Here is a 26,966-nt window from a genome sequence, read left to right as displayed (position 1 = left end):
AAAAGTCAAGTCAGCAGAAAGGTTTCTTTGCCGCACAGGGCCTTTGCCCTGCAAACCGGGCAGAACCACGGGCTGCAATTATTTTGCCCTGCTTCGCCCGCTCTTAGCCCCGCTTCTGCAAAAACTTGCTATGCTCTTTCCTGCGCACAAAGCCACCATCGTTCTGCCCGCTTTCGTCCGAAACTTATCTGCTGACGGGGGAGGAGAATAGAATTTATAATTTTTCTCTAAAACAACAATAGCGACAGGTACCCCCGTCGCTATTGCCTTATATTATATAGGTGTAGCTAATTACAACCCGAAAGCTGCTTTAACCTGGTCAACATAATCAAGCTTTTCCCAGGTAAACAGTTCAACCTCGCGTTCAAGCTTGCTGCCGTCGTGGCCAACAAAAGTTTTGATAACGGTTTCGTTAGGCCTGCCGAAGTGTCCGTAAGCTGCGGTTTCGCTATAGATAGGGTTACGCAGTTTAAAACGGGTTTCAATGGCGTATGGGGTCATGTTAAAAATGCCTTCCACTTTTTTGGCAATGTCGCCGTCGTGCAGGTCAACTTTGGCAGTACCGTAAGTGTTTACATAGATGCCCATTGGCTGTGCAACACCGATAGCGTATGATACCTGTACCAGTACCTCATCGCACAAACCGGCGGCAACCAGGTTTTTAGCAATATGACGGGTAGCATAAGCCGCCGAGCGGTCAACCTTTGAAGGATCTTTGCCCGAGAAGGCACCACCACCGTGTGCACCTTTACCACCATAAGTATCCACAATAATTTTACGACCGGTTAAGCCGGTATCGCCATGCGGTCCGCCGATAACAAATTTACCGGTAGGGTTAATGTGGTATTTAATATCGTCGTTAAAGAAGTGAGCGTATTTAGGGTATTTAGCTTTAACACGCGGAATCAGGATGCTGATGATATCGGCGCTGATCTTGGCAAGCATGGTTTGCTCTTCGTCAAAGTCATCATGCTGGGTTGATATAACGATGGCGTCGATACGTTGCGGCTTGTTATCATCGCTGTACTCCAAAGTAACCTGTGATTTTGCATCCGGGCGAAGATATTTGATCTCATTGTTTTCGCGGCGGATAACTGCAAGCTCAATTAATAAGGCGTGGGCGATATCAAGGGCAAGCGGCATATAGTTGTCGGTTTCAACGGTTGCATAACCAAACATCATACCCTGGTCGCCGGCACCCTGCTCTTCTTTGGCGGTGCGGTCAACCCCCTGGTTAATATCAGGCGATTGTTCGTGGATGGCCGATAGCACACCGCATGAACTGCCGTCAAACATATATTCGCCTTTGGTGTACCCGATCTTGTTGATCACCTCGCGGGCAATCTTCTGTACATCCAGATAGGCTTTTGATTTTACTTCGCCGGCTAAAATAACCTGGCCTGTGGTTACCAGGGTTTCGCAGGCAACTTTCGATTCGGCATCAAATGCTAAAAAATGATCAATCAGCGCGTCCGAGATCTGATCAGCTACTTTATCCGGGTGACCTTCCGATACGGACTCTGAAGTAAATAAATATGACATAAAATTTAAATAAGTAAAGTAAAAATCGACTGGGAGGGTTTTAAGACGGATCGAGCGGTAAAAAGAAGCATGGTTTTAGCACTTTTTTACGTGGTTGCAATCCGGCCCCATCGTAAAAGGAGCATTAAATCAGTCCACATTCGGGCGGTAAAAATAAAACAAATTTCACAAAGCCGAAAATACATTTACTTTTGACGATTGAAATAATATATATAGTTGAAACGGAAAGCGTTATTTATAATAAACCCAATTTCGGGCGGGAAGAAGAAGGACGGGGTGCCTGAACTGATTAAAGATACTGTTGATGCAGCTATAATGGAACCGGTTATAGCTTTTAGCGATGGCGTAGCGCATGCAAGGGTTATCGCATCTGAAGCTGTTGGCAAATTTGATATGGTGGTGGCCGTTGGCGGCGATGGTACGGTTAACGAAGTGGCATCGGCCATTGTTGATACCGGCACGGCGCTTGGGATAGTGCCTTTTGGCTCGGGTAACGGGCTTTCGCGTTTTTTGGGGATTCCGATGGATACAAAGGCTGCTATTAAAAACCTTGAATCCGGTCGTACCGAAATTATCGACTCGGCCAGGATTAACGGGCAGGCGTTTTTTAACATGGCGGGCATGGGTTTTGACGCCCACATCAGCGAGATCTTTTCGCACGGTAAAAAACGTGGTTTTATTAGTTATATAAAATCGTCGGTACAAGAGGTGGTGGGTTATCAGCCGCAAAATTATCACCTGGATATCGACGGAAAGAAATATGATTATAAAGCATTTATGCTCAGCATAGCCAATTCCTCGCAATATGGCAACAATGTGCACATATCTCCCAAAGCAAGCCTGCAGGATGGTTTGCTGGATGTTTGCGTGATAAAGCCTTTTCCGCTGTGGAGGTTTCCGGAAATGAGCGTGCGCATGCTCATTAAGGCAACCGAAGGTTCAAAATACGTGGAAATTATCCGCGGAAAGCAGATCCTGGTAAAAAGAGAGCATACAGGCCCTATCCATCTTGATGGCGAGCCCCAGATGGCAGGCACCGGCATTGATATTAATATATTGCCAAATTCATTAAAAGTTATAGTTGGCCCATCATTTAAAAATTGATCAATATGGCTAAGAAAAATTTTACAGGCGTAGTTTACTCAACCGATCCGGAATTTCAATACCAGGAAAACGGGGGAGGGGAGTCCGAAACTTTGCCGCCACAGCAGCAAAACCTTAAAATATATCTTGATCGTAAAGGCGGCAGTAAACTGGTTACCCGTATTACCGGCTTTATTGGTACCGATGCCGATTTGGAAGCGGTAGGAAAAAAACTAAAATCAAAATGCGGAGTTGGTGGTTCTGTCAAAGATGGCGAGGTACTGATCCAGGGCGATTTCAGGGATAAAGTATTAATTTTATTGCAAACCGACGGATATAAGGCTAAAAAAGCCGGTGGATAGCATTAAATAAACAATTATAAACCGTAGTTTAACAGAATTATTTTAAAGGTGCAATTTAAACAAAATGCACAACTATGTGTTACTGAGCATGCATCGTAGTTAAATGTTACACGCATCTTTTATAAACTTTTAAAAAAAAACGGGCAATTTTAACTTGGTAACACAAATTTTATATGTTATCACTTGCTATTTTTAAAAAAAATGGTTTTCATTGCAAATAATTGTGTTGGTAACACACAATAAAATTGTAATGTTGCGTTTATATTCACCAACAATACACAGAATGATATTCTGTATTAAAAAATTGTAAAGAATAACATAAATGGTTTTTTTAATTCAATAAAATTCTATTTTTGTTATTCCCAACAAACAGCGCATTTTAACTAACTTATAAAATAAACAAAAACAAAAACTAAAAATTCAAAAGTAATGGCAAACGCACCAACAAAACCAACTACTCCTGTTAAGAAAGAAAGCTCAAGTGCATCGGGCATGTTTGCTTCTTTAACTATTCCGATCTGTCTAATTGTTACAACTTGTATCTTTATATTCATTTTAGGTGATCCAAGCCATTTCAAAGGTGGTGATGTAGAGCACGGTTATCCATCAGACATTTTCGGTACTGTCCATAGTGGTGGTGTTATCGTACCTGTGATCATGGGTTTCTTATTAATGGTTATCGTTTTCTCTATCGAGCGTTTCATCGTTATCAACAAAGCATCAGGTACTGGTAGCGTTGATGGTTTCGTAAGGAAAATCCAGGCTCTTTTAAACGCTGGTAACATTGCCGGTGCTTCTGCTGAGTGCGACAAACAAAAAGGTTCTGTTGCTAACGTTATCAAATCGGCATTGAAAAAATATGGCGAAATGGAAGCTGAGCCAAACCTTGACGTTGACCAAAAAACTTTAGCTATCCAAAAGGATATCGAAGAAGCTACAGCTTTGGAAATGCCAATGCTTGAGCAAAACTTAACTATCATTGCTACATTGGTATCTATCGGTACATTAACCGGTCTGTTAGGTACGGTTGTGGGTATGATCAAAGCGTTCTCTTCATTAGCAACTGCAGGTGTACCTAACCAGGTTGAACTATCTTCTCACATCTCTGAAGCCTTGATCAACACTGCATTCGGTATCAGTACTTCTGCTATCTCTATTGTTATGTACAACGTGTTCACTTCAAAAATTGATAAATTGACCTACGCTATTGACGAAACCGGCTTTAGCATCGTTCAAACATTTGCTTCATCACACAAAAACAAATAAGAATATTAGTTGCTAATGCCTTAATGCACAATAAGTAAAGGCAGAAATAGTTAAATACTAATCACTAATATTTTTAAGAGGAAAAAATTGATATGGCAAGGATAAAAGTTCCAAGGAAGAGTACAGCAATTGACATGACCGCGATGTGTGACGTGGCGTTCCTTTTGCTTACGTTCTTCATCATGACCGCAAAAGTAAAAACCGAAGATCCGGTACCTATTGATATACCAAAATCTTCAATCCAGCAGCCGGTACCGGAATCTGATTTTGCTACAGTATCTGTAGGTGCACAAAAAGCATTTTTTGGTGTAGAAGGTGTTGATATTCGCAGGGAAATGTTAACCCAAATGGGTTCAATATACCATATGACCTTCACACCTGACGAGCAAACCAGGTTTTCAACTATCACATCATTTGGTGTACCAATGAGCCAGTTGAAACAGTTTATAGCTTTATCTGCTGATCAGCAAAAGAAATATGCTCAGCCAGGTATTCCGAGAGACTCAGTTTCAGGTGAGCTTACTAACTGGATTCGCCAGGCCCGTATAGCGACCAAAGCTTTACACAATAAAGAGTTGCGTTTGGCTATTAAAGGCGACAGCAAAGAAGAGTATCCGGTTATTAAGGATGTTATCGGCATTTTGCAAAAGCAAAAAGTTAACAAATTTAGTTTAATAACGGATCTTGGTAGCAACAAAAAATAAGAAATCATGGCAGAATTAGATACCTCCGGGGGAGGCAAACACAAAGGCGGGAAGGTTCGCAGTAAGAAGCAATCAACCCGTATCGACTTAACCGCGATGGTTGACCTGGCTTTCTTGTTGATCACCTTCTTCATCATGACCACTACACTCGCTAAACCAAAAGCGATGGATTTGGCCATGCCTGATAAGGATGAACATACAAAGGATCAGATGGATATTGCCGCTTCACGTTCGATGACCATTTTATTGGGCAGCGACGACAAACTGGAGTGGTATATTGGCGAGCCAGGAAAATCAGCGCCAACAATTGACAATTTTGGTCCGGATGGACTACGTAAAACGTTAATTGAGAAAAGTAAAGAAGTACAGCAGAAAACAGGCAAATTTATGTTTGTTGTGATTAAGCCAAGCGATAAGTCAAAATATAAAAATATGGTGAGCACGCTTGACGAAATTAACATAGCCAATATTCAAAGCTACGGCATTGTTGATATATCACAGCCGGAGGTTGAATTGTTGAAGAAAGACGGCTTGTACAACGATAATAAATAGTATTAAATAACGTTATTAATTTCCATTAAAGCCTTAACAGATGTTAGGATCAAAATTAGACATACTAAAGCAGGAATGGATCGACGTTGTTTTTAGTAATCGTAATAAGGCCTATGGCGCTTACGAGTTAAGAAGAGATAATTCAAAAAATACAAGCAAGTCATTAGTCATTGCAATTGTAGTGTTTGTATTTATCGTTTCTTTGCCAACTATCATCAACAAGATCAAAGGTCTTATCCCAGAGAAAGACCAAAAAGTGAAGATAACAGACGTGGTTCTGTTACCTCCGCCACCGGTTGACCAAACCAAAAAACCACCTCCGCCGCCACCTGAACCACCAAAACCAAAGGTAGATCAGGTACGTTTCCCTCCTCCGGTTGTAAAACCAGATAACGAGGTTAAGGAGAAAGATCCGCCAACAGTAAAAGAATTAGCTGTTGCAGATCCGGGTCAAAAAGACCAGAAAGGTGATCCTAACGCCGACATCAGAATTGATGAGCCGGTAGGTAACTCAGACGTTAAACAAGTTGTGGAAGCCGATCCTAACCAGATCTTTACTTCAGTTGAGCAGGTTCCTGAATTTGCCGGCGGTTTAGAGAAATTTGGTCAGTACCTGAGCAAAAACATCAGGTACCCGGCTGTAGCACGTGAAAACAATACTCAAGGACGTGTAATTTGTACATTCGTTGTGGAAAAAGATGGTTCTTTAACCGATATTAAGGTTGTAAGGGGCATTGGCAGCGGTTGCGACGAAGAAGCAGTTCGTGTATTGAAAAATTCACCAAAATGGAAACCTGGTATACAAAACGGTCGTCCGGTTCGTGTACAGTACAGTGTTCCAATCAGCTTTACTTTAGCATCTGAAGAATAAGGAATGCCATTTAATTACAATAAAGAGCAAAAATCGCCCAAAAGGCGGTTTTTGCTTATTTTAGGAACCGCTGCATTTATTTGCTTTGTGGTTTTAGGTCTCATGATCATGTTCTGGGATGCGCTCCCGTTGCAGCTGCAACATTACCAACGTTTACTTTTCGGTGCGTTTATTATAGGTTACGCTATTTTGAGGTTTTCAAGATTGTTTAAGAAGGATCAGTATGAAGATTAAATTACAGGTTGTATATGTATTGGTTTTAGTTGTTTCAATGGCCGGTTTACAGGCCTGCAAGCAGAAACAAGTAAAATCTGTACCGACCGATGGCTTCAACACAGGAAGAGCAACCTTCGTAGCCGATGAATCCTTTTCGCCGATAGTAGCACAGGAAGAATATGTTTACAGAAGCCGGTACCCCAACGCCGACCCGGTATTTGTTTATAAAACAGAAAACCAGGCTGTAAATATGTTGTTAAACGATAGCGTAAGGGTTGCTATACTGTCACGTGACCTGGACACAGCAGAACGCAATATAATAACCCGCCGTTCATTGAATGTTGAAGTTGTACCTTTTGCGGTTGACGCAATTACGTTAATAGTTAATAAAGGCTCAAACGACACTACTATTACTGTTGGCCAATTAAAGAAAGAGCTTAACAATGAGGGGACCGGAAATAAAACTATAGTTTTTGATAACCCAAATTCAAGTTTGGTAAGGTATTTGAAGAACTTCTCTGGAAATAAGGAGTTTAAGCAAAAAAACATATACGCACTTAAGTCAAATATTGAGGTTATTAAGTACGTGAGCGAGCACCAGGATGCCTTAGGCATCATTGGTTTTAGCTGGCTTAATAACCCTGAGAAGGCTTATGCGGGCTATGTTGACGGAGTGAAAATTGTGGGGGTTAAAGATGAGGGGAATAAACAGTACCCCAATGAATATTTTAAACCTTCGCAGGAATCGCTTGTCTTAAAACAGTATCCTTTGAGCAGAACATTATATATGATCAATAGCTCAAGTAAGAATGGTTTAGCAGCCGGGTTTGTTACGTTCTTAGCGAGTGATGTGGGGCAGCGGATAATATTGAAATCGGGCTTATTGCCGGATTCGATTCCCCCAAGAGAGATAATTTTAAAAAGTAAACTATAACTAAATAAAGATGAAAATGATCAGTAAAATAGCTAAGGCTTCATTAGGACTGGTATTTTTAGGTTCATCATCAGTTTTTGCGCAAAGTCTTGCCGACGCCAAAAAAGCTATTGACGCCGAACAATATCAGAAAGCAGAGTCGATGCTCAAAACGCTTACCACTACTCAGCCAACTAAAGATGAAAATTTCTTTTACCTGGGTTGGGTGTACATTAAACAGGACTATTCTGACTCGGCGAAAGTCGTTTTCAATAAAGGGATTGCCGCAAATCCAAAATCAGCATTAAATTATGCAGGTTTAGGTGCTGTTGCCCGTTTAGACAAGGATAACTCCGGTGCTACAACTAATTTTAACCAGGCAGTTGCCCTGGCTGCTAAGGATACAAAACCTTACACTTATGTAGGTTTATCGTATTTACTGCCTACAACAGCTGATAAAAAAGTGGCACCTGCTGATGCAGATGCTGCAATAGCTGTACTTACCAAAGGAAAAGCTATTAACGCAAAAGATGTTGATTTGCTGATCGCCTTAGGTGATGCTTATCGCTCGGTATTAAAAAGCAACGAAGCGTACTCAAATTATTCTGATGCTGCTACGCTTGACCCTAAAAACCCTGCTGCTAAAGTTGCAACCGGTGTTTTATATAAATTTGCTAATAACTTTGATGGTTCAGAACAGCAGTTTAAGGATGCATTGGCTATCAACGCAAACTATGGCCCGGCTTACCGCGAATGGGCTGAAACTGATTTGCGCTGGTCATTAACCGATCCTAAAATGGCTTCAGCTAAAATTAAAGAAGCCGTTGATCATTACAAACAATACCTGAGCTTAACTGATCAGTCAGTAGAGTCTCAAATGCGTTATGCCGACTTCCTGATCCTTGCAGGTGATTATAAAACCTTACAGCAGGTAACAATGGAGCTGTCAAAATCGGCAAGTTCTAATGCAAGGGTTTACCGTTATTTAGCTTATGCTGCTTACGAGAACAAGGATTATCCTGCAGGTTTAACTGCAATCAATACCTGGTTCCAGAAAGCAGATCCAAAACGTATCATCCCTCGCGATTATTTATACCAGGGCCGTTTGCAGATGGCTTCAGGTCAGGATTCAATTGGTATCAATACTTTGAAAAAAGCCTTGGAGCTTGACAGCACTCAAACCGACGTTTATGGTGAAATAGCTAAAGCATTATATCACCAGAAAAAATACGAGCAGGCAGGTGATGCTTACCGCCAGGTTACTTTAAAAGCCGGCCGTAACGTAAAACTGACTGATTATTTTTACGAAGGTATCAGCTACTATTTTGGTTATGACGAAAAGAAACCAAATGCTGATTCATTGCTTGTAAGGGCCGATTCAGCATTTAGCTATGTAAATCAAAAAAGCCCAACTACTGCCGATGGTTATCTTTACCGTGCTTATGTTAACGATATGAAAGAAAAAGATCGTAATAACATAGCTGGTTTTGCTAAGCCGTTTTATGAAAAATACATTGAGCTTGTGCTTGCTAAAGGTACATTAGACGACAAAACTAAAAAGAGCCTTGCAAACGCTTATGTTTACTTAGGCACTTATTATGAGTTTAAAGAGAAAGATGATGCTAAAGCAACTGAAAACTTTACCAAAGCGAGGGAAAATGATCCTACCAACAAGCAGGCGGTAGCTTTCTTCCAACGCAAAGGCGGAGCCGGTAAAAGCAAATAATACAATCTGATTGATATAAAAGGCCTCTTGAAAAAGAGGCCTTTTTTGTTTCCCTGATTTCGGGGAATTGATTTATGGATGCAATTTGTTATCAAGACTGGTAATGAATTACGGAAATTATTGACAAGCTTATAAAACAGACTTTTTTATTATTAAGGCATTAGTATATTTGCAGCATGGAAGCACAAAGTTTACCGGTTAATTATTTGCCCATCATATTTCAAATGGTGGTGGCTTTAGGGTTTGTGGTAACAACAATGTTTGTAACTCATAAAATTGGTCCTAAAAGAAAAACTAAAGATAAACTTACCCCCTTTGAGTCGGGTATTGAGGTAGTGGGTAACGCCCGTACACCAATCTCCATTAAATATTTCCTTGTAGCCATTCTGTTTGTGCTGTTTGATGTGGAAGTTATTTTTATGTACCCCTGGGCTGTCAATTTCAAGGCACTGGGTACTACAGGCCTTATTGAAATGTTCATTTTCATGGCTACACTTCTGCTGGGTTTTATCTACGTAATAAAAAAGGGTGCTTTAGACTGGGATTAAGTTTAGATTGATTCTAAATATAATCCCTGTACGCCCGTAGTGTACATTTTACATCGTTATTATTGTAAATTTGCTTCCATTATCCGCATTTAGTGGATGGTGTTTCTCTATCAATTTAGTTCAATGAGTGATATTCAATTAGTTGATGCCCCTGCCGGAGTTGAAGGCGCCGGGTTTTTTGCTACCTCGCTTGATAAAGTAATAGGTATAGCACGCTCAAATTCATTATGGCCTTTACCATTTGCTACTTCATGCTGCGGTATCGAGTTTATGGCCACCATGGCATCTCACTATGATCTTTCGCGTTTTGGTGCCGAGCGTTTGAGCTTTTCGCCACGTCAGGCCGATTTATTGATGGTTATGGGTACTATAGCTAAAAAAATGGCTCCTGTACTGCGCCAGGTATACCTGCAGATGGCCGAGCCCCGTTGGGTAATGGCTGTTGGCGCCTGTGCTTCAAGCGGTGGTATATTTGATACTTACTCCGTTTTGCAAGGTATTGACGAGGTTATTCCGGTAGATGTTTATGTACCAGGTTGCCCGCCAAGGCCCGAAGCAATTATTGATGGTTTTATGAATATTCAGGAACTGGTAAAAACGGAATCCCTGCGCCGCAGAAACGAACCTAAATACCAGGAATTATTAGCTAAATACGGGATTCAATAATGGCTGCTATACCTAACGAAGATATAATAAAAGCAATAGGCGATAAGTTTGCTGATTTGGTGACCGTTATTGGCGAACCGTATGGCTTGCTTACGGTTGAGACCGGTCGCGAACAGATCATTGATCTGCTTACTTTTTTGAAAACAGATCCCACATTTAAGTTTACCTTTTTAACAGATATTACCGGCATCCACTACCCTGAGCAGGAAAAGCAAACAGGCGTTATTTATCACCTGCACAGCTTAACCACCAATACACGCATCAGGGTTAAGGTGTTTTTGACCGACGGTGATGTACATATCCCAACTGCTACTGTACTTTGGGATGGTGCTAACTGGATGGAGCGTGAAACGTATGACTTTTTCGGAGTTATATTTGATGGGCATCCTGACCTTCGCCGTATTTTAAATGTTGACGATATGACTGCTTTCCCAATGCGTAAAGAATTTCCTTTGGAAGACCCTAACCGTGTTGACAAGAAAGATTTCTATTTCGGAAGATAACGTAATATAGAATCAAGAAATTGAGAATTAAGAACCAGGAAATTAAGAATTAAGAAGTGAGAACAAGTCTTTATCTTGATTCTATACTTCATGATTCTTGACTCTAATAACAATACTGATGCAAAATCATCCTGTATATACAGATAACGATCCGCAAAGCGAGCTGTCAACCCTAAACCTGGGCCCAACGCACCCTGCCACCCATGGTGTGTTTCAAAATGTGCTTCAGCTGGATGGCGAGCGTATCGTTAGCGGTGTATCAACAATTGGTTATATCCACCGCGCATTTGAAAAAATTGCCGAACACAGGCCATTTTACCAGATCACTCCACTTACCGACCGTTTAAACTACTGCTCATCGCCTATCAATAACATGGGCTGGCACATGACGGTTGAAAAGCTTTTAAATATCCAAACTCCTAAACGCGTTGATTACCTGCGTGTAATTGTAATGGAGCTTGCCCGTATTGCCGATCACATTATCTGTAACGGTGTATTGGGGGTAGATACAGGCGCTTTTACCGGCTTCCTGTATATGATGGAGCACCGCGAGGCTATTTATGAAATATATGAAGAAGTTTGCGGTTCGCGCCTTACAACTAATATTGGCCGGATAGGTGGTTTTGAGCGTAACTTTAATAGCCGTGCCTTTGATAAGCTGCGTGCATTTTTAAAGAATTTCCCTAAAACGCTTAAAGAGTTTGAAAGCCTGTTTAACCGTAACCGCATCTTTGTTGACCGTACCAGGGATGTAGCTGCAGTTAGCGCCGAAACCGCTTTAAGCTATAGCTGGACTGGCCCGCTTTTGCGTGCAGCCGGTGTTGATTATGATGTAAGGGCCATGAACCCATACTCATCATATGAGGATTTTGATTTTGAAGTGCCTGTTGGCGATAATGGTGATGTTTACAGCCGCTTTTTGGTTCGTAACGAAGAAATGTGGCAGAGCTTAAGGATTATTGAGCAGGCATTGGCCAAGCTTGATAAAGAGCCGAGCGATATTTTCCACGCCGATGTACCTGAATTTTACCTGCCTCCAAAAGAGGAAGTATATAATAACATGGAAGCTTTGATCTATCACTTTAAAATTGTGATGGGCGAAATTCCAACACCAACTACCGAGGTTTATCATTCGGTTGAAGGTGCTAACGGTGAGCTGGGCTTTTACCTGGTTAATGATGGTGGCCGTTCGCCATATCGTTTGCATTTCCGCAGGCCAAGCTTTATTAATTACCAGATGTACGCGCCAATGAGCCGTGGTATGTTATTATCAGATGCTATTATTAACATGAGTAGTTTAAACGTTATAGCCGGAGAGTTAGATGCTTAGAGTTGACGAAGCTCAGGAACCGGTTGAATTTTCGCCGGAACTGATCAGCAAATTTGATGAGATAGTTAGCCGTTATCCGCAGGGAAAACAAAAATCAGGCTTATTACCGATCCTTCATGAGGTACAGGCCGTGTTTGGTTGGATAAGTGCACCTGCAATGGATAAGGTTGCCGAATATTTAAGCATCCTGCCTATTGAGGTTTATGAGGTTGCTACATTTTATACCATGTATTTTTTACGTCCGCAAGGCAAGTACGTACTGGAAGTTTGCCGTACAAGCGGTTGCTGCCTGGTAGGTGCCGAAAAGATCATGGATCATATTGAGGAAAGCCTTGGTGTAAAAGAAGGTGAAGTTACCCCCGACGGCTTATTTAGCTGGAGAGGAGTGGAGTGCCTTGCTGCCTGTGGTTATGGCCCGGTATTGCAAATAGGCCCTGAATATACTTTTTATGAAAACCTGACCAACGCGTCGGTTGATCAATTGATCAGGGATTTAAAAGCGAAAGCGAAGAATTAAATTATGGGACGGAAACTACTTTTAGAACATATAAACGTACCCGGCATCAATACATTTGATGTTTACCGCTCAAAAGGTGGCTATGCTTCTGTAGAGAAGGCATTAAAAACCATGTCGCCCGAAGCGATTGTTGAGGAGGTTAAAAAATCAGGCTTACGCGGCCGTGGTGGTGCAGGCTTCCCTACAGGTATGAAGTGGAGCTTTTTGGCTAAACCCGAAGGCGTAGCACGTTACCTGGTTTGCAATGGTGATGAATCGGAGCCCGGTACTTTTAAAGACCGTTATCTGATGACCTATATCCCTCACTTATTAATTGAGGGGATGATCGTATCGAGCTTTGCGCTTGGTGCCAATACATCATATATCTACCTGCGCGGTGAAATGATGCCCCAGGTAAGGGTCCTGGAAAGGGCTATCGCCGAAGCAAAAGCAAAAGGCTTTTTAGGTAAAAACATATTAGGCACCGGTTACGATCTTGAACTTTATGTTCAGCCGGGCGGTGGTGCTTATATCTGCGGTGAAGAAACTGCTTTGCTGGAGTCATTGGAAGGCAAACGTGGTAATCCGCGTATTAAACCACCATTCCCTGCAATCGCCGGTTTATATGGCTGCCCTACGGTAGTTAACAACGTTGAATCAATTGCTGCTGTTGTGCCTATCATTAATGAAGGCGGCGACGAGTATGCTAAAATAGGTATCGGCCGCAGTACAGGCACCAAGCTGATCTCGGCTGGTGGTAACCTTAAAAAACCGGGTGTTTATGAAATTGAACTCGGTGTGCCTGTTGAAGAATTTATTTATTCGGATGAGTATTGCGGTGGTATCGCCAATGGCAAACGCTTAAAAGCTGTTGTAGCAGGTGGTTCATCAGTGCCGATTTTACCGGCTAATCTGATCCTGAAAACCATCAATAACGAAGCCCGCTTGATGAGCTATGAGTCTCTGTCAGATGGTGGTTTCGTAAGTGGTACCATGTTAGGTTCGGGCGGTTTCATTGCTTATGATGAGGATGCCTGCATTGTACGTAATACCTGGAATTTTGCCCGTTTTTATCACCACGAAAGCTGCGGACAATGTTCGCCTTGCCGTGAAGGTACCGGCTGGATGGAAAAAGTATTACATCGCCTGGAGTATGGTCATGGCAAAATGAGTGACATGGACCTGCTGGTTGATGTATCTAAGAAAATAGAAGGAAATACCATTTGTCCGCTGGGAGATGCGGCAGCATGGCCGGTGGCCAGTGCTATCCGCCATTTCAGGGATGAATTTGAATGGCACGTAACTAACGCAAGTGAAGCAACTTCAAGAAATTACGGCATAGCACATTATGCTGATCCCTTGAAGGTTGTAGAGACTGCGTAAGCATATACGATATGTCATTGCGAGCAGAGCGTGGCAACCTCGTCGCTTGAAGAGCATAGCTACGAGATTGCTTCGTACCTCGCAATGACATAACGGTTGAGCTTTTAAGCTTTAATTTGAAAGCTAAGAAATTTAGAAATTAACAAACGACGTTATTATTAAATGTCAATGAAAGTAACAATAGACGGAATAACCGTTGATGTAGAACCCGGAACAAGCATCCTTAATGCCGCAAGGCAGATAGGGGGCGATATTGTTCCGCCTGCTATGTGCTATTACTCAAAGCTGGCAGGTAGTGGCGGTAAATGCCGTACCTGTTTGGTTAAGGTTACCAAAGGATCGGAAAAAGATCCGCGCCCTATGCCTAAACTGGTGGCTTCATGCCGTACCGGTGTTATGGATGGGATGGAGGTACAAAATATTACTTCGCCCGAGGTTGTTGAAGCCCGTAAAGGCGTGGTAGAAATGCTGCTGATCAACCATCCGCTTGATTGCCCTGTGTGCGACCAGGCCGGCGAATGCCACCTGCAGGACCTTGGCTTTGAGCATGGGGCTGCTAAAACCCGCTATGAGTTTGACCGCCGTACTTTTGAAAAAATTGATATAGGCGATAAAATTCAGCTGCACATGACCCGTTGCATCCTTTGCTACCGTTGTGTGTTCACTGCCGATCAAATCACCAATACCCGTTTACATGGCATCCTGAACAGGGGCGATCATTCTGAAATTTCAACTTACATCAGCAAAGCTGTTGATAACGATTTTTCGGGCAATATGATTGACGTTTGCCCGGTAGGCGCATTAACCGATAAAACTTTCCGCTTTAAAAACCGTGTTTGGTTCACCAAACCTGTTGAAGCTCACCGCGACTGCGATAAATGCTGTGGCAAGGTTACTTTATGGTACAAAGGTGAGGATGTGATCAGGGTAACCGGACGCAAGGATGTTTATGGCGAGGTTGAAGAGTTTATCTGCAATACCTGCCGTTTCGACCAAAAGAAAACTGCCGATTGGGTAATTGAAGGCCCGCGTAAGGTGTCGAATCAATCTGTTATCAGCTCTAACCATTACGAGTTTACACCGCTGCCGGTTGTTAAAACCAACCCGGTGCTGATGGAAGCCAATAAAGAACAATTTGAAAGGGAGACCCGCTTATAATGGAAACCGCCGATTTAATATTCAGGATCGTACTGATCGTAGTTATTTTCGCTATCAGCCTGGTTGTAGCCATGTACTCAACTTATGCCGAGCGTAAAGTTGCCGCATTTTTCCAGGATAGGATAGGCCCTAACCGTGCCGGTCCATGGGGTATTTTACAACCCCTTGCCGATGGTGGTAAAATGTTTTTGAAAGAAGAGATCATCCCTACCAATGCTACAGGCTTCCTGTTCATCGTTGGCCCTTCGCTGGCTATATTAACCGCCTGTATAGGTTCGGCTGTTATTCCATGGGGATCAGCTATTGCCATTGGCGGTCATACTTTTGATTTGCAGGTTACTGATATCAACGTAGGTGTACTTTACATTTTTGGTGTGGTATCATTAGGTGTTTACGGTATCATGATTGGTGGCTGGGCGTCAAACAACAAATACTCGTTGTTAGGTGCTATCCGTGCTGCATCACAAAATATCAGCTACGAAATTTCGATGGGCTTATCCATCATTGCCTTGCTGATGCTTACCGGTACATTAAGTCTTAAAGAAATTGCCGAGCAACAACATGGCTTTGCCTGGAACGTTTGGAGACAACCGCTTGGCTTTTTGCTGTTCATCGTTTGTGCCTTTGCCGAAACCAACCGCTCGCCGTTTGACTTGCCTGAGTGCGAAACCGAGCTTGTAGGCGGTTACCATACCGAATATTCATCCATGAAATTAGGTTTTTACCTTTTTGCCGAGTATATCAACATGTTCATCTCATCGGCAGTAATGGCTACCCTGTATTGGGGTGGTTATAACTATCCGGGTATGGATTGGGTTGCTGCTCATGCAGGTCCAACCATTGCGCCGCTAATTGGAGTGGTTGTATTATTTGGTAAAATTTTCTTCTCTATCTTCTTTTTCATGTGGGTGCGCTGGACAATCCCGCGTTTCCGTTATGACCAGTTGATGGACCTGGGCTGGAAAATATTAATACCATTGGCTATTGCCAATATAGTGCTTACCGGCGTGGGCAGCACATTACTTACACACTTTGGATATTAATCAAATGGAATCATTAAGCAATAAACGAAAAGTACTGGAAGTTAAGCCACTCAATTTTTTAGAGCGTGCTTACCTGCCGGCCATTGTGGGCGGTTTATCCACTACAATGAAACACTTTTTCAAAAAGCCGGTAACCATCAGCTATCCTGAAGAAAAGCGTGAGTTTTCGGAAAATTTCCGTGGCATGCACTCTTTAAAACGTGATGAAAACGGTAAAGAGCGTTGCACAGCCTGCGGCCTTTGCGCATTATCATGCCCTGCAGAAGCTATTACCATGACAGCTGCCGAGCGCCAGAAAGGCGAGGAGCACCTGTACCGCGAAGAAAAATATGCCGCTGTTTATGAAATAAACATGCTGCGCTGCATTTTCTGCGGTTTATGTGAAGAGGCCTGCCCTAAAGAAGCTATTTATCTTGACGGTGATATTGTACCTTCTGATTACCTGAGGAAGGATTTTATTTACGGTAAAGACAAATTAGTAGAAGCGCCCTTAAATCAATAAAGAAGTTTTATACCTTTGCCCTGCCTAAAAGGGTAAAGGTATTTTGTAAATAAAAACATGAGTACATTTTACTTCATCGCATTTTTGTCCATATTCTTTTCGATATTGGTAATCTCGGCCAAAAATCCGGTACATAGTATCCTATATCTGATCCTTACCTTTTTTACTTTCACCATACACTACATTTTGCTTAACGCGCAATTTTTGGCGATAGTGAACTTCATCGTTTACATGGGCGCTATATTGGTACTGTTCCTGTATACCCTTATGCTCATTAACCTTAATAAGGAGTCGGAGCCTGTTAAATCATGGGGCGTTAAAGTTGCAGGAGTAGTTGGGGGCGGAATATTGGCGGTTGCCGTAGTTGCATCATTAAAACTGATAGCTACATCGAACCCGGTAATACTTCAAAACCCGAACCTGGGCCTTGTAAAAAACTTAGGCAATGTATTGTTCCACGAATTTTTGTTGCCGTTTGAAGTGTCATCTGTATTGTTGCTATCAGCAATGGTAGGCGCGGTATTATTGGCCACTAAAGAAAAAGAACCTAAAGCATCGTAATGGAAAGTTTAACAAATACTATGCACGCCGTGCCGCTTAATCATTACATAATATTAAGCACAATCATTTTTGCTATAGGTGTAATGGGCGTATTGATCCGCCGTAATGCTATCGTGATCTTCATGTCGGTTGAGCTGATGCTTAACTCGGTTAACCTGCTGCTTACCGCCTTTTCGGTATACAGGGGTGATGCTACCGGGCAGGTGTTCGTGTTTTTTATCATGGCGCTGGCCGCTGCCGAAGTTGCAGTGGGATTGGCTATCATCGTGATGATTTATCGTAACACCAATTCAATTGATATCAACGTACTGAACAGGTTGAAATGGTAAGTTGTGATTTCGGATTTCTATTTCGAAATTAAATGATTGACTGAAATAAATAAAATATTAAACATCATTATAAGGTACGAAGCAATCCCCAACTATACAGAAATGTTTGACAGGGGATCACCTAATCCTGGTAATGAAGGATCTGATAATTTAAAACGTATAACGTAACACGTAAAACGTACAACATCGAACATGGATAAATATATCTGGCTTATTCCTATATTACCGTTAGCCGGTTTTGTTATAAACGGACTTGGCCGTAATTCGTTATCAAAAAGTGTAATTGGCTTTATTGGCAGTTTGCTGGTACTGGTATCATTTGGTTTAAGCCTTGCAGTTTTCTTCCAAATAAAATCAACCGGTGCAGCCATTAATGTTAACTACTTTACCTGGTTTGCAGTTGGCGCACTGAAATTCCCTTTCGCATTCCTGATCGATCAGCTAAGTTCAATTATGCTGCTGATCATTACAGGGGTTGGCTTTTTGATCCACCTTTATTCTATCGGTTACATGCATGACGACGAAGGTTTCGGAAAGTTTTTTGCTTATCTGAACCTGTTCGTGTTTTTCATGCTGCTGCTGGTTTTAGGCTCAAATTACCTCATCATGTTTATCGGATGGGAGGGTGTAGGCTTATGCTCATACCTGCTTATCGGCTTCTGGTATACCAATCCCGACTATGCGGATGCCGCCAAGAAAGCTTTCGTAATGAACCGTATCGGTGATCTTGGCTTTTTACTGGGCATATTTACTATGATTTTAGTTTTCAACAGTGTTCAGTTTGCCGAGATCTTTCCAAAGGCAGCTACAATGAAATCGGATAATGGACCGTTGTATGTTATTACTATTTTATTGTTTATAGGTGCCTGCGGTAAATCGGCACAGCTGCCACTATTTACCTGGTTGCCTGATGCAATGGCTGGCCCAACCCCGGTTTCAGCTTTGATTCACGCTGCTACGATGGTTACTGCGGGTATCTATATGATTGCGCGCTCAAACATTCTCTACACGTTGTCGCCTTTTACTATGGATATCATAGCTTATATAGGTTTGGCAACGGCACTCATTGCAGCGCTCATCGCGTTAACGCAAACAGATATAAAAAAGGTATTGGCTTATTCAACAGTATCGCAGTTAGGGTACATGTTTTTGGGCTTGGGTGTTGGCGCTTATACCGGTGCTTTCTTCCACGTGTTAACACATGCTTTCTTTAAAGCTTTATTATTCCTTGGTGCAGGTTCTGTGATCCACGCCATGAGTGGGGAGCAGGATATGCGCAAAATGGGTGGCTTAAAAGGAAAGATCAAAACTACTTTCACTACCATGATGATTGGTACCGTAGCTATTGCAGGTATTCCTCCGTTGGCGGGCTTCTTTTCCAAAGATGAAATATTAGCACATGCTTACGCGCATAGCCCTATATTTTGGGCTGTAGGTGTATTAACTGCCATGTTAACTTCGTTCTATATGTTCAGGATGATGTACCTTACTTTTTACGGAAAGTTCCGCGGTACGCATGACCAGGAGCATCATTTGCATGAGTCGCCTCCAACAATACTTGTTCCGCTTATTGTGTTAGCTATCCTTTCATTTTTTGGTGGTTTTATAGGTGTGCCGGAAGTATTACACGGACATCATGAACTGGCACATTTCCTTGAGCCTGTTTTCCATAAATCAAACGAGATTTTGGGCGAGCATCATTTATCTGAATCACTGGAGTATGCTTTAATGGGAACCTCGGTAGTGTTAGCTTTAGCTGCTATGGCCTATGCATATATGAAATATGCTAAAAACGGCAGTGTACCGGTTGCTGATACTGAAGAGCGCCCGGCACTTACAAGCCTGTCATACCACAAGTTTTATCTTGATGAGCTTTATGACCTGATAGTTCGTAAACCGCTCGACTGGCTTTCAACCTTCTTCTATAATGTAATAGACCGGTTGGGTATTGATGGTTTGGTGAACGGGATTGGTAAAGGAACAATTGAAACCAGTAAAGGCCTGCGCCTGTTGCAAACCGGTAATGTGGGTTTCTACATATTCATAATGGTACTGGGAATTATTGCAGTACTACTGTATAGCGTATTTGGATTAACTAAAATATAAACGATAAGCGTTTAGCAACATAAAAATGACCGTTAGTATATTACTTTTTTTGCCAATAGTTGCCGCCGTTATAGTTGCCCTGCTTAAAAACGGGATAGCGAAACATGCTGCATTATTTTTCTCTGTTGCCCAACTGGTAATAGCGCTTATATTTTTAAGCAAGTTTGTTCCGGATGCATCAACCCAGTTTGTTATTGATGTACCATGGATCAGCAGTTATGGTATTTACTTTAGTGCCGGTATAGATGGGATCAGTATGATCCTGGTTTTATTGACCACGGTGCTTGTACCATTAATTATTTTAACAACCTACCAGCATCAATACAAAAACGAAGGTGCTTTTTATGGCTTCATTTTGTTTATGCAGGCCGGTATGCTGGTTGTGTTCACCGCCCTCGACGGATTTTTATTTTACGTTGGATGGGAAGCGGCGCTGATCCCTATTTACTTTATATGTGCACTGTGGGGTGGCGAAAACCGCATCCGTATTACTATTAAGTTTTTCATTTACACATTTGCCGGTTCATTGTTCATGCTGGTAGGTATCATCTACCTGTACCTTCAATCGCCCGACAAAACCTTTGATATCCACAATTTTTACAAAATGACCCTGGATGTGAAACATCAGAGCTGGGTATTCTGGGCGTTTTTCCTGGCTTTTGCCATCAAAATGCCTTTGTTCCCTTTCCATACCTGGCAGCCGGATACTTATACCGAAGCTCCATCTGGCGGTACCATGATGCTATCGGGCATCATGCTTAAAATGGGTATTTATGGTGCCATCCGCTGGATGATCCCTAATGCCCCGCTTGGCTTTTACCACTTTCAGGTGATAGCTATCATCCTTGGGGTTGTAGGTGTTGTGTACGCTTCTATTATTGCCTTTAAACAAAAAGACGGTAAGCGCCTGGTGGCTTATTCTTCAATAGCGCACGTGGGCCTCATTGCTGCTGGTATATTTACATGGAGCATTGACGGTGTTCAGGGCGCTATGATCCAGATGCTTAACCACGGGATCAACGTTGTTGGTATGTTCTTTATCTGGGACATCATCAGCCGCAGGCTAAACACCCGCGAAATAAGCCAGCTTGGCGGTATAGCTAAGGTTGCTCCAAGGTTTGCAATTGGTTTCCTTATTATATTACTGGGCACGGTAGGTTTACCGCTTACCAATGGTTTTATCGGTGAATTTCTTTTGTTAAAAGGTGTATTTGATTTTGGGGCTACTCACTATGGAAATGTTATTCTTGGAGCGGTAGCTGGCCTCACCATTATTTTTGGAGCGGTTTATATGTTACGCCTTTACAAAAATGTAATGCAGGGCGAAACTAACGCGCTTACGGCTACCTTTACTGATGTTAGTGGTACTGAAAAGTTTACGTTGTGTTTTATTTGTGTCCTGGTAATTGTATTGGGCATTTATCCTCAGCCTATTCTTCATATATCTGAGGCTGCGGTAACGCAACTGGTAAATCAGATAGGTTCAAAGTTTACAATGTAGGTTTAAGATTTTAAAGAAAAGAATGAATACTATAATCATCATATCTGTTTTACCTATAGTGCTGCTGTATTTAGGGTTATATAAAGCGCAAAAGGCTTTACTGCCCGTTACTGTTATAGGCTTGCTGGCTGCTTTAGGTTTTGCAATTTGCGAATGGACTGCAAAAGATACAGCTCCGGCAATTTATACCGGCATGCTGCTGTTCAACAATTTTTCTGTTGTATTTTCAAGTGTTACTATTGTATCTACTATACTGATCCTGTTACTGTCAAAGGGGTATTTTGAACGGATCAGCAGGCACACTGCCGAGTATTATGCCATTATCCTGTTTTCACTGGCTGGTATCATTGTAATGGTGTCATTTAATAACCTCGTGATGCTGTTTATCGGCATCGAGATCATGTCTGTTAGTTTGTACATTTTAGCAGGTATTAAAAAGAGCGACTTTGCATCAAACGAAGCAGCTTTGAAATACTTTTTAATGGGTGCTTTTTCAACCGGCTTCCTGTTGTTTGGAATGGCTTTGTTATACGGATCATCAGGCTCATTCAACATTGATACTATCAGGGACTATGTGGTTAATCATCCTCATATCGACCCGATGTTTTATACCGGTATAGCCCTGATCATTGTAGGCCTGTGCTTTAAAGTAGGTGCGGCCCCGTTCCATTTCTGGACTCCGGACGTTTATGAAGGTTCACCTACGCTGATTACCGCGTTTATGTCTACAGTGGTTAAAACAGCAGGTTTCGCAGCCTTCCTGCGTTTGTTCTCTGCCTGTTTCCAGCCGCTATCTGATTTCTGGACACCAATACTGCTTGTTATTACTATCATCACCCTGTTTATAGGTAATATCACTGCCTTATACCAGCAAAGCTTTAAGCGGATGCTGGCATTTTCAAGTATCTCGCATGCCGGGTACCTGTTATTTGCTATCGTATCGTTGGGTGCTGCTTCGGGTAACTCGGTGTTAGTATATGCTACAGCCTACTCAATTGCTTCAATTATAGCATTTGGCTGTTTAATACTGGTACAGCAGCAAAGCGGAAGCGATAACTTTGAAAGCTTTAACGGCCTTGGTAAAAAGAACCCTTTCCTTGCATTTGTATTAACAGTGGCTATGCTTTCATTAGCGGGGATCCCGCTTACTGCAGGCTTTATCGGTAAGTTCTTCATGTTTTCGGGAGCGGTAAGCCGTTACCATATAGGTTTGGTTATTATAGCAGTAATTAACGCTATCATTAGTATTTTCTACTATTTCAGGGTTATTATAGCAATGTACTTCCGTACCGACGAACGCGCTGAACTTACAGTGCCGGTTTACTACAAAGTTGTATTTGCGCTTTCAGCCTTAGCTACAATCCTTATAGGTGTTTATCCCGATATTATAGCCCGTTTCATATAATCGGTATTGATAACTGCAAATTGATATAATATTTGTAGTTTTACAGATATAGTGAATGGAAAGTTTTTGGGAATACCTTCAAAATTTAACTGACGCTCAATCCATAATAAGCAGGGGTGGTTTTTATCTCTTGCTTATTGTTGTTTTTGCTGAAACCGGCTTATTTTTTGGTTTCTTTTTGCCCGGCGATTACCTGTTGTTTATGGCAGGTTTATTGTGTGCGGCAGGTAAAGTTGATGTATCAATATCCACGCTGGTATTATCGTTAATCGGGGCCGGCGTATTAGGGAATTTTACAGGTTATTGGTTTGGTTACCGAACGGGGCCGGTACTGTTCAATAAAAACGACTCGCTCTTTTTTAAGCGGCGCTATGTAGTGCTGGCCAGTGAATTTTACAACAAGCATGGGGGGATGGCACTTATTTTAGGGAGATTTTTCCCTATTGTTAGAACATTTGCTCCTATATTTGCAGGAGTTGTTAGGGTTGATATTAAGAGATTTTCGATTTTTAACCTTATTGGCAGCGTAGCCTGGGTATGTGTATTTACTTTAGGCGGCTTTTTTTTAGGGCGAAGGTTCCCTCAATTAAAGGATTACCTGCAGTATATTGTACTTGGATTGATTGTAGTTACAACAATTCCGCTGGTTATTGCTTACGTTAGGAAGAAATTTGCTGAAAAAAGCGAAAAAGTAGATTAGTTAATAATTTTATATACTATAAAAAAGAATAAATGAGTACTCAACATCCATGGCACCAGGTTTCTCCGGGTGATAATATTCCTGAAGTAGTAAATGCTATCATTGAAATCCCTAAAGGTTCAAAGGCAAAGTATGAAATTGATAAGGAATCGGGTTTGTTAAAGCTCGACCGCGTATTGTTTTCGTCTGTAATGTACCCGGCTAACTACGGTTTTATCCCTCAAACCTATTGCGATGATAAAGACCCTTTGGATATCCTTGTACTTTGTTCAATTGACGTATTCCCAATGTCGATCATAGAGGCAAAAGTGGTAGGCGTAATGCACATGGTTGATAATGGCGAACAGGATGATAAGATCATTGCTGTGGCTAAAAACGACATGTCGGTAAATTACATCAACGATTTAAATGAGCTGCCTCCGCATGCCATGACCGAAATTGTTCGCTTTTTTAAAGACTACAAAAAATTAGAAGGCAAAAACGTAACCATCGAACATTTGTTAGGTGTACGTTATGCCCATAAAGTGATAAACGAGAGTTTGGAGCTGTACAAGTCTACGTTCCCTGTGTATCAATCATAAATAAATGGACCCCGCACATTACGAGATTAGTTTATTTTACATTTTCGCTACCATATTTTTGGTTTTACTCAATGGCTTTTTTGTAGCCGCAGAGTTTGCCATGGTGAGGGTCCGGGGTTCGCAAATTGAAATTAAAGCCAAAGGCGGCAGCGGCGTGGCTAAAGTTGCCCGGGGCATACTGCATAATTTAGATGGTTACCTGGCTGCCACGCAGCTGGGTATTACCATTGCTTCACTGGCCCTTGGTGTGGTGGGTGAAGAAGTTGCCACTAATATCGTGATCCGCGCTTTCCTGAGTGTGGGCATAACCCTATCTCCCGGTTATATTACAGCGAGTCATATTTTAGCTTTCAGCTTTATTACCATTATGCATATTGTTTTTGGTGAGCTTGCGCCTAAATCAATAGCTATCCAAAAATCGGTTCGTACGGTAATGGCTGTTTCATTGCCGCTCAGGTTTTTCTTTGTGGTTTTCAGGCCGTTTATATGGGTGCTTAACAACTTTGCCAACTTTATTTTAAAAGTATTGGGCATAAGTTCTGTTGAAGGCGGCGAAACCCATCATAGCTCTGAAGAACTGCAATACTTACTGGAGCAGGGAAAAGAGACGGGCGCGCTCGACTCAAATGAGCATGAACTGATCCAGAACGTTTTTGACTTTAACGAGCGGGTAGTAAAAAATATCATGGTGCCGCGTACCAAGATCTCAGGTGTGGATATATCCTCAACCAAAGAGGAATTACTGGATATGATTATCAATGAAGGCTACTCGCGTATGCCGGTTTATGATGATGTGATAGATAAGATCATTGGTGTTGTGCACGCTAAGGATATTTTGCCCTTACTGGCCCGTAATGAAGAGATCGTACTGAAGGATATTATCCGCAAGCCATACTTCATCCCCGAAACAAAAAAGATCAACGATCTGATGGCCGAACTGCAGCAAAAACGGATACAGATAGCCATTGTGCTTGACGAATTTGGCGGCACTGCCGGTATGGTTACCCTGGAAGATATAGTAGAAGAGCTTGTTGGCGAAATCCAGGATGAGTATGATGAAGAAAAGCCTATTGTTGAAAAAGTAAATGAGCGGGAGTTTATAGTAAATGCCCTTGCATCCATTTATGATGTGAACGAGCATTTGCCTCATGATTTGCCCGAAGACGGCGATTTTGATACCGTATCGGGCTGGCTTGGAGATATCTTCGGGAAGATCCCTGACGTGGGTGAGCAGAAAGAATCGAACGGATATAATATCACTGTACTGAAAAAATCCGACCAGAATATTGAATCAGTTAAACTTGAGTTACTGATAAATGAAGAAGATGCAGTAGATTTACATTAATCTGCTTTTCCATAATGCAACTTTTTTATACGCCTGATATTGATGCCTCGCATCCGCAATACTTTCTTAGCGAAGAGGAAAGCAAACACGCCATACGTGTGCTGCGCCTTGAGGTTGGTAATGAAGTGCAGCTAATTGACGGCAGGGGAGGCTTTTATACAGCCTTGATCCATGATGCGCACCCCAAGCGTACTATTCTTAAAATAACATCGGTAATTGCCGAATTTGATAAACGCAACCATTACCTGCATATCGCCGTTGCGCCAACCAAAAACATCGAACGCCTGGAGTGGTTTCTGGAGAAAGCTACAGAGATAGGTATTGATGAAGTGTCATTAATCATTACTCAGCGCTCAGAGCGTAAGGAAGCCAAGGTTGAGCGTTTAAACAAAATTATTACGGCTGCTATCAAGCAATCCCTTAAAGCTTACCATCCTGTGTTGAATGAGCCGTTAACACTAAATCAACTGCTCGATAAGCCCTTTGAAGGACAAAAATTTATTGCCCACTGTGAGCCCGGAGAGAAATTTAACCTGAAAGACGAAATAACCCCACAGGGCCGTTATTTAATATTGATAGGCCCCGAAGGGGATTTTACCCCTGCTGAGATAGATAAGGCTTTGCATAACGGGTTTAAACCAATATCTTTAGGTACAAGCCGCCTGCGTACGGAAACCGCCGCGCTGGAGGCTTGTTTTGAGGTGAACTTTTTAAACAGGGTATGAAAAAGATCAGGTTAGCATTAATTGTTGTGTTTGCTGCTATAACAATGAGCAGCTTTAATGCCCCTGCGTATAAAATTGCCCGCCTCAAATACAGCGGTGGCGGCGACTGGTATGGTGACCGCACAGCGCTGCCCAACCTCATCAAATTTTGTAATGAAAATCTCAAAACCAATTTTGATGACGATGATGAGGTAGTTGAAGCAGGCAGTGCTTCGTTATTTAATTACCCCTTTACTTTTATGACAGGGCACGGCAATGTGATCTTCTCCGATCAGGAAGCCCGTAACCTGCGCAAATACCTTACCGGCGGAGGTTTTTTGCACATTGATGATAACTATGGTCTTGATCAATACATCCGCCCGCAAATGAAAAAGGTATTTCCCGAGCTTGATTTTGTTGAGTTGCCGGTTAATCACCCCATTTACCACCAAAAATATGACTTCCCCAATGGCTTGCCTAAAATTCATGAGCATGACGGCAAACGTGCCCAGGGCTTTGGTTTGATATATAAAGGCAGGCTGGTTTGTTTTTACACCTATGAGTGCGATTTAGGCAATGGTTGGGAGGATTATGGTACTTATGCCGGCGATACCCAGGAAGCCCGCCAAAAGGCCCTTAAAATGGGGGCAAATTTAATTCAGTACATTTTTACTCAGTAAGCGCCCGTTATTACCTGCGGTTATTCATGTAGCAGTTTTCTCCATACTGCCGGTTAAGGGTTGAGTTTGCCAATTATACCTTTGTGGTTAAAATTTATATGCTTAATTTTATAACAAAGCCGAAACTATTAAGGCATTAATCACGTATCACAAATTCTAAATCCTGTATACAAATCAAGTGTTAATCATC

Annotated in this window: 28 protein-coding genes; 27 read left to right on the top strand and 1 reads right to left on the bottom strand. The window is 42.1% G+C overall.

The annotated features are described in order from the left end of the window. Positions 1 to 291 precede the first annotated feature (291 nt). Positions 292 to 1,542: a methionine adenosyltransferase gene (gene metK / locus ACFFGT_RS25510; RefSeq protein WP_377025342.1), complete on the bottom strand. Its 1,251-nt coding sequence runs from the start codon at positions 1,540 to 1,542 to the stop codon at positions 292 to 294. 216 nt (positions 1,543 to 1,758) lie between these two features. Here metK and ACFFGT_RS25505 point away from each other — a divergent pair, with 216 nt between their 5' ends. The 27 genes from ACFFGT_RS25505 (at position 1,759) to ACFFGT_RS25375 (ending at position 26,776) form a co-directional block, all read left to right on the top strand. Next, the gene (locus tag ACFFGT_RS25505; protein WP_377025341.1) at positions 1,759 to 2,646 is read left to right on the top strand and encodes a diacylglycerol/lipid kinase family protein; all 888 of its coding nucleotides are present in this window, start codon (positions 1,759 to 1,761) and stop codon (positions 2,644 to 2,646) included. Between the two features lie 5 nt (positions 2,647 to 2,651). Next, positions 2,652 to 2,987 carry a translation initiation factor gene (locus ACFFGT_RS25500; RefSeq protein ID WP_377025340.1) on the top strand — a complete coding sequence of 112 codons (336 nt, stop codon included), beginning with the start codon at positions 2,652 to 2,654 and terminating at the stop codon, positions 2,985 to 2,987. A 429-nt stretch (positions 2,988 to 3,416) separates the two neighbouring features. Then, a complete protein-coding gene (locus ACFFGT_RS25495) occupies positions 3,417 to 4,253 on the top strand; it encodes a MotA/TolQ/ExbB proton channel family protein (RefSeq protein ID WP_377025339.1) in 837 nt (278 codons plus the stop codon). A gap of 92 nt (positions 4,254 to 4,345) precedes the next feature. Beyond that, a complete protein-coding gene (locus ACFFGT_RS25490; protein WP_377025338.1) occupies positions 4,346 to 4,957 on the top strand; it encodes an ExbD/TolR family protein in 612 nt (203 codons plus the stop codon). A 6-nt stretch (positions 4,958 to 4,963) separates the two neighbouring features. Then, positions 4,964 to 5,509, top strand: a complete 546-nt coding sequence (locus tag ACFFGT_RS25485; protein WP_377025337.1) for an ExbD/TolR family protein — start codon at positions 4,964 to 4,966, stop codon at positions 5,507 to 5,509. A 40-nt stretch (positions 5,510 to 5,549) separates the two neighbouring features. Further along, positions 5,550 to 6,380 (top strand): energy transducer TonB, encoded by an 831-nt coding sequence (locus ACFFGT_RS25480; protein ID WP_377025336.1) that lies wholly within the window; start codon positions 5,550 to 5,552, stop codon positions 6,378 to 6,380. 223 nt (positions 6,381 to 6,603) lie between these two features. Further along, positions 6,604 to 7,530, top strand: a complete 927-nt coding sequence (locus ACFFGT_RS25475) for a PstS family phosphate ABC transporter substrate-binding protein (RefSeq protein ID WP_377025335.1) — start codon at positions 6,604 to 6,606, stop codon at positions 7,528 to 7,530. 10 nt (positions 7,531 to 7,540) lie between these two features. Next, positions 7,541 to 9,235, top strand: a complete 1,695-nt coding sequence (locus ACFFGT_RS25470; protein WP_377025334.1) for a tetratricopeptide repeat protein — start codon at positions 7,541 to 7,543, stop codon at positions 9,233 to 9,235. A gap of 176 nt (positions 9,236 to 9,411) precedes the next feature. Next, on the top strand, positions 9,412 to 9,783 hold the full coding sequence (locus ACFFGT_RS25465) for an NADH-quinone oxidoreductase subunit A (protein WP_090533920.1): 372 nt from the start codon (positions 9,412 to 9,414) through the stop codon (positions 9,781 to 9,783). 123 nt (positions 9,784 to 9,906) lie between these two features. After that, positions 9,907 to 10,449, top strand: coding sequence for an NADH-quinone oxidoreductase subunit B (locus ACFFGT_RS25460; protein ID WP_091175781.1), 543 nt, complete (start codon positions 9,907 to 9,909; stop codon positions 10,447 to 10,449). Next, complete coding sequence (locus ACFFGT_RS25455; RefSeq protein ID WP_377025333.1) at positions 10,449 to 10,952, top strand: NADH-quinone oxidoreductase subunit C; 504 nt, start codon at positions 10,449 to 10,451, stop codon at positions 10,950 to 10,952. The genes ACFFGT_RS25460 and ACFFGT_RS25455 overlap by 1 nt, the downstream gene beginning before the upstream one ends. A 118-nt stretch (positions 10,953 to 11,070) precedes the next feature. Then, positions 11,071 to 12,282, top strand: a complete 1,212-nt coding sequence (locus ACFFGT_RS25450; protein ID WP_208644902.1) for an NADH-quinone oxidoreductase subunit D — start codon at positions 11,071 to 11,073, stop codon at positions 12,280 to 12,282. Then, a complete protein-coding gene (locus tag ACFFGT_RS25445) occupies positions 12,275 to 12,799 on the top strand; it encodes an NADH-quinone oxidoreductase subunit NuoE family protein (protein WP_377025332.1) in 525 nt (174 codons plus the stop codon). Before ACFFGT_RS25450 ends, ACFFGT_RS25445 begins: the two co-directional genes overlap by 8 nt. Positions 12,800 to 12,802: 3 nt before the next feature. Next, positions 12,803 to 14,161, top strand: coding sequence for an NADH-quinone oxidoreductase subunit NuoF (gene nuoF, locus ACFFGT_RS25440; RefSeq protein WP_377025331.1), 1,359 nt, complete (start codon positions 12,803 to 12,805; stop codon positions 14,159 to 14,161). 168 nt (positions 14,162 to 14,329) lie between these two features. Next, the gene (locus ACFFGT_RS25435) at positions 14,330 to 15,319 is read left to right on the top strand and encodes an NADH-quinone oxidoreductase subunit G (RefSeq protein ID WP_377025330.1); all 990 of its coding nucleotides are present in this window, start codon (positions 14,330 to 14,332) and stop codon (positions 15,317 to 15,319) included. Further along, complete coding sequence (gene nuoH, locus ACFFGT_RS25430; protein WP_377025329.1) at positions 15,319 to 16,362, top strand: NADH-quinone oxidoreductase subunit NuoH; 1,044 nt, start codon at positions 15,319 to 15,321, stop codon at positions 16,360 to 16,362. The genes ACFFGT_RS25435 and nuoH overlap by 1 nt, the downstream gene beginning before the upstream one ends. Before the next feature lie 4 nt (positions 16,363 to 16,366). Continuing rightward, entirely contained in the window at positions 16,367 to 16,864 is a 498-nt protein-coding gene (locus tag ACFFGT_RS25425) for a NuoI/complex I 23 kDa subunit family protein (protein WP_112575919.1), read from the top strand. 57 nt (positions 16,865 to 16,921) lie between these two features. Then, positions 16,922 to 17,425 (top strand): NADH-quinone oxidoreductase subunit J family protein, encoded by a 504-nt coding sequence (locus tag ACFFGT_RS25420; protein ID WP_377025328.1) that lies wholly within the window; start codon positions 16,922 to 16,924, stop codon positions 17,423 to 17,425. Continuing rightward, the gene (gene nuoK / locus ACFFGT_RS25415) at positions 17,425 to 17,754 is read left to right on the top strand and encodes an NADH-quinone oxidoreductase subunit NuoK (RefSeq protein ID WP_377025327.1); all 330 of its coding nucleotides are present in this window, start codon (positions 17,425 to 17,427) and stop codon (positions 17,752 to 17,754) included. The genes ACFFGT_RS25420 and nuoK overlap by 1 nt, the downstream gene beginning before the upstream one ends. A 192-nt stretch (positions 17,755 to 17,946) precedes the next feature. After that, positions 17,947 to 19,860 carry an NADH-quinone oxidoreductase subunit L gene (nuoL, locus tag ACFFGT_RS25410; protein WP_377025326.1) on the top strand — a complete coding sequence of 638 codons (1,914 nt, stop codon included), beginning with the start codon at positions 17,947 to 17,949 and terminating at the stop codon, positions 19,858 to 19,860. Positions 19,861 to 19,885: 25 nt separating this feature from the next. After that, complete coding sequence (locus tag ACFFGT_RS25405) at positions 19,886 to 21,361, top strand: complex I subunit 4 family protein (protein ID WP_377025325.1); 1,476 nt, start codon at positions 19,886 to 19,888, stop codon at positions 21,359 to 21,361. A gap of 22 nt (positions 21,362 to 21,383) precedes the next feature. Beyond that, positions 21,384 to 22,766, top strand: coding sequence for an NADH-quinone oxidoreductase subunit N (locus ACFFGT_RS25400; RefSeq protein WP_377025324.1), 1,383 nt, complete (start codon positions 21,384 to 21,386; stop codon positions 22,764 to 22,766). 55 nt (positions 22,767 to 22,821) lie between these two features. Continuing rightward, entirely contained in the window at positions 22,822 to 23,466 is a 645-nt protein-coding gene (locus ACFFGT_RS25395; protein ID WP_377025323.1) for a DedA family protein, read from the top strand. A 32-nt stretch (positions 23,467 to 23,498) separates the two neighbouring features. Continuing rightward, a complete protein-coding gene (locus ACFFGT_RS25390) occupies positions 23,499 to 24,047 on the top strand; it encodes an inorganic diphosphatase (protein WP_112575925.1) in 549 nt (182 codons plus the stop codon). A gap of 4 nt (positions 24,048 to 24,051) precedes the next feature. Continuing rightward, positions 24,052 to 25,392 carry a hemolysin family protein gene (locus tag ACFFGT_RS25385; RefSeq protein ID WP_377025322.1) on the top strand — a complete coding sequence of 447 codons (1,341 nt, stop codon included), beginning with the start codon at positions 24,052 to 24,054 and terminating at the stop codon, positions 25,390 to 25,392. Between the two features lie 14 nt (positions 25,393 to 25,406). Further along, complete coding sequence (locus tag ACFFGT_RS25380) at positions 25,407 to 26,117, top strand: 16S rRNA (uracil(1498)-N(3))-methyltransferase (protein WP_377025321.1); 711 nt, start codon at positions 25,407 to 25,409, stop codon at positions 26,115 to 26,117. Further along, complete coding sequence (locus ACFFGT_RS25375; protein WP_377025320.1) at positions 26,114 to 26,776, top strand: DUF4159 domain-containing protein; 663 nt, start codon at positions 26,114 to 26,116, stop codon at positions 26,774 to 26,776. The genes ACFFGT_RS25380 and ACFFGT_RS25375 overlap by 4 nt, the downstream gene beginning before the upstream one ends. Positions 26,777 to 26,966: the final 190 nt, after the last annotated feature.

Source organism: Mucilaginibacter angelicae (genome assembly GCF_042434235.1).
GTDB lineage: Bacteria > Bacteroidota > Bacteroidia > Sphingobacteriales > Sphingobacteriaceae > Mucilaginibacter > Mucilaginibacter angelicae.
Note: the sequence above shows the minus strand (reverse complement) of the source record. Positions and strands in the feature narration are given on the sequence as shown.